This window comes from Immundisolibacter sp. (assembly GCF_028696615.1).
In the GTDB taxonomy this organism is placed as follows: domain Bacteria; phylum Pseudomonadota; class Gammaproteobacteria; order Immundisolibacterales; family Immundisolibacteraceae; genus Immundisolibacter.
On record NZ_JAQVGQ010000245.1, the window covers coordinates 1 to 3,571 of the forward strand.

Here is a 3,571-nt window from a genome sequence, read left to right on the forward strand (position 1 = left end):
CCTGACCTGGCCCGGAGAACCCCATGCCCGAAACCATCCGAACGCAGCTGGTCGTGGTCGGCGCCGGACCCGGCGGCTACAGTGCAGCCTTTCGCGCCGCCGATCTGGGCCTCGAGGTCACGCTGGTCGAGCGCGAGCAGCGCTTGGGCGGCGTGTGCCTGAACGTCGGCTGCATCCCGTCCAAGGCGCTGCTGCACATCGCCAAGGTGATCGACGAGGCAGCGCACACGCCGGGAGTCGACTTCGGCAAGCCCAAGATCGATCTCGACGGCGTGCGCGGCCACAAGGACAAGGTCGTCAAGCGCCTCACCGACGGCCTGGCCGCTCTGGCCCGCCAGCGCAAGGTGCGCGTGCTGACCGGCAGCGCCAGCTTCAAGGGGCCGAACAGCCTGCGCGTGGCCGGCAGCGACGGCACGACCGAGCTGCAGTTCGAGCACGCTATCGTCGCCACCGGCTCCACGCCGGCGCGCATCCCCGGCCTGCCGGATGACCCACGGGTGATGGACTCGACCGGCGCGCTGGCGCTGGAAGACGTCCCCGGCAAGCTGCTGGTGATCGGCGGCGGCTACATCGGGCTCGAGATGGCCACCGTGTACCGCGCGCTCGGCAGTGCGGTGAGCGTGGTCGAGTTCATGGACGGTCTGCTGCCGGGAGCGGATGCCGATCTGGTCAAGCCGCTCGCCAAGCGCCTGGCCGGGCAGTTCGCCGAGATTCGCCTCAAGACCAAGGTCACCGGCGTGGTCGCCCACAAAGACGGCATCGAGGTCAGCTTCGAAGGCCCGGATGGCGCCGCCAACGCGCGCCACGACCGCGTACTGGTGGCGGTCGGCCGGCGGCCGAACGGCCAGAATCTCGGCCTCGAGGCGCTGGGCGTGAGGGTGACCGAGCGCGGCTTCATCGAGGTCGACGCCGAGCGGCGCACGGCGGTCAAAAACATCTTCGCCATCGGTGACGTGGCCGGCGAACCGATGCTGGCCCACAAGGCCGCGCACGAGGGCAAGGTGGCGGCCGAGGTGATCGCCGGGCACAAGGCGGCGTTCGCGCCGCTCGCCATCCCGGCGGTGGTGTTCACCGACCCCGAAATCGCCTGGGCGGGCCTGACCGAAAACCAGGCCAGGAAAGACGGCACCGCCTACGAGAAAGCCACCTTCCCGTGGGCCGCCAACGGCCGCAGCCTCACGCTCGGCCGCGACGAGGGCCTGACCAAGATCCTGTTCGAGCCGAAAAGCCGGCGCGTGCTCGGCGTCGGCATCGTCGGCCCGGGCGCCGGTGATCTCATCGCCGAAGGCGTGCTCGCCATCGAGATGGGCGCCGACGCGCAGGATCTGGCGCTCACCATCCACCCGCACCCGACGCTGTCGGAAACCATCGGCATGGCCGCCGAAGTGTTCGACGGCAGCGTCACCGACATCATCGCGCCCAAGCGGCGCTGAATCGCCGAGGCGGCGCCGGCGCCGGGCGCCGCCTCGAGCCGATGTACCGCACCCGCCGACACCGTAGCGTCGGCCTTGCGTTTACGCCGCCTGCACCTCGATGCGCCGCGGCTGGGCGTGTTCGGCCTTCGGGATGCGCAGCGTCAGCACGCCGTCGCGCAGCTCGGCAGCCACCTTGGTGGTATCCAGCTCGCGCGACAGGTTGAACACGCGCCGGTACAGCGGCAGCGTCACCTCGGCGTGGGTGCCTTCCAAACCCTCGGCGATGGGCAGCTGCAGCTCGCCCTCGATGGTGAGCTGATCGCCCTCCACACGAATGTCGAGCTTGTCACGCGGCACGCCGGGCAGGTCGGCATACAGGGTGATGCCGGCGGCATCCTCGATGACGTCCACGGCTGGCAACAACGCCGGCTGCGGGCGCTGGGCGAGTTGGGTTTCGGGGTTCTGGTTCATGGCTGTGGCCCTCGGGTGATTACTGGACAGTGATGCGCCGCGGCTGCGCCGATTCGCGCCGCTGCGCGCTGATATGCAGCACGCCGTCACGGTAGCTGGCGCTGACGGCCGCCGGGTCGATGTCGTCCGGCAGGCTCAGCACGCGGTGAAAGCGCCCGGCAAAACGCTCGCCCACGTGCACGGTGGCTTTTTCCGGCACCTGTGGCGGCTTGCGTTCGCCGCTGATGGTCAGCAAGCCCTTTTCGATCTGCACCTCGATGCTGGCCGGGTCCAGACCGGGCGCAAAGGCGAAGATTTCCACCGACTTCGGCGTCGAGCCGACGTTCAGGGCCGGAAAGCGGCTGCCGAGTCCGCGAATGCCGGTCGACAGGTCGAACACCCGGTCGAGTTCGCGCCGCATGCGGTCGAATTCGGCAAACAGATCGGACGGAAACGGATTCATGTAGATTGCCATGCTGGTTCTCCTGGGGTGAGGGACGGCTTCGCGTCGCCCCGGTTCGTTGCCTCGAACGCTAGGTAGGCGCCGCATTGCCGGATTTCAAGGGGCGGCCCGGCCACCCTTGAGCCGGCGGCCGGGTAACCCTATTTGTTGCGAGGCGGCACGGGCAGGGCGGGCGCAGGGCAGCCGGGGAAACCTCCATCCCTGGCGGCGCCGTGCTGCAGCTCGCCTGCGATGAACGTCGCCACCATTTGCTGAACCGGCCCACCACCGTATTGCCAGGACGTGCGCATGGAATATCGGGACTATTACCAAATCCTCGGCGTGCCGCGCGATGCGACGGCGGACGCCATCAAAAAAGCCTTTCGCAAGCTGGCGCGCAAATACCATCCGGACGTGTCGAAAGAGCCGGATGCGGAAACGCGCATGAAGGAGATCAACGAGGCCTACGCGGTGCTGTCGGACCCGGCCAAGCGAGCCGCCTACGACCAGCTCGGCAGCGGCTACCAACCGGGCCAGGAATTCCGCCCGCCGCCGGGCTGGGACGCCGGTTTCGAGTTTTCGACCGCCGGCTTCGGGCCGCACGAGGCGGGCGACTTCTCGGACTTCTTCGCCGAGCTGTTCGGGCACCTGGGTGGCGGGCGCGGGCGCACGCGGCGCGGCGCTACCCGCGGCGAGGATCATTACGCCCGCATTTATCTCGACCTGGCCGACGCCTACACCGGCGCCACGCGCGACATCACGCTGCGCGTGCCGACGCTGGACGCCAGCGGGCACGTGCAGCTCAAGCAGCGCACGCTGCGCGTGAGCATCCCCAAGGGCGTGCGCGAGGGGCAGCTGATCCGCCTGGCCGGGCAGGGTCATCCGTCCCCCGGTGGCGGCCCGGCCGGCGACCTGCTGCTGGAGGTGCACTTCCGGCCGGATGAGCGCTACCGGGTCGACGGCCGCGACCTGCACGTGACGCTGCCGGTGGCGCCGTGGGAGGCCGCGCTCGGCGCGGTGATCGCCGTGCCGCTGCCGGCCGGCGAGGTCAAGGTGCGCATTCCGGCCGGCGCGCAAAGCGGCAACGAGCTGCGTGTGCGCGGCAAGGGCCTGCCCGGTGATCCGCCCGGCGATTTACTGCTGCACCTGCGCGTGGTGCTGCCGCCGGCCAACACGCCGCGCGCGCGGGAACTCTACGAAACCATGGCGCGCGAGCTCGCCTTCGATCCACGTCGCGGGAGCTGATTTCCATGAACGAGACCGA

General features: G+C 69.5%; 4 protein-coding genes. 2 read left to right on the plus strand and 2 right to left on the minus strand.

The window, feature by feature from the left end; genetic code table 11:
• The first annotated feature begins 23 nt into the window (after positions 1–23).
• Positions 24–1,433, plus strand: a complete 1,410-nt coding sequence (lpdA, locus tag PHC73_RS12540) for a dihydrolipoyl dehydrogenase (RefSeq protein WP_300128814.1) — start codon at positions 24–26, stop codon at positions 1,431–1,433.
• 81 nt (positions 1,434–1,514) lie between these two features.
• On the opposite strand, the gene PHC73_RS12545 is transcribed toward lpdA, so the two are convergent.
• Positions 1,515–1,886, minus strand: coding sequence for an Hsp20/alpha crystallin family protein (locus tag PHC73_RS12545; protein ID WP_300128817.1), 372 nt, complete (start codon positions 1,884–1,886; stop codon positions 1,515–1,517).
• Positions 1,887–1,905: 19 nt separating this feature from the next.
• Positions 1,906–2,334, minus strand: coding sequence for an Hsp20/alpha crystallin family protein (locus PHC73_RS12550; protein WP_366949883.1), 429 nt, complete (start codon positions 2,332–2,334; stop codon positions 1,906–1,908).
• Between the two features lie 282 nt (positions 2,335–2,616).
• Between PHC73_RS12550 and PHC73_RS12555 the strand changes: the two genes are divergently transcribed.
• Positions 2,617–3,552 (plus strand): DnaJ C-terminal domain-containing protein, encoded by a 936-nt coding sequence (locus PHC73_RS12555; RefSeq protein WP_300128823.1) that lies wholly within the window; start codon positions 2,617–2,619, stop codon positions 3,550–3,552.
• The last annotated feature ends 19 nt before the right edge of the window (positions 3,553–3,571 follow it).

Coding starts and splice junctions, on each gene's coding strand:
- lpdA (WP_300128814.1), top strand. CDS start 24: ATGCCCGAAACCATCCGAACGCAGCTGGTCGTGGTCGGCGCCGGACCC.
- PHC73_RS12545 (WP_300128817.1), bottom strand. CDS start 1,886: ATGAACCAGAACCCCGAAACCCAACTCGCCCAGCGCCCGCAGCCGGCG.
- PHC73_RS12555 (WP_300128823.1), top strand. CDS start 2,617: ATGGAATATCGGGACTATTACCAAATCCTCGGCGTGCCGCGCGATGCG.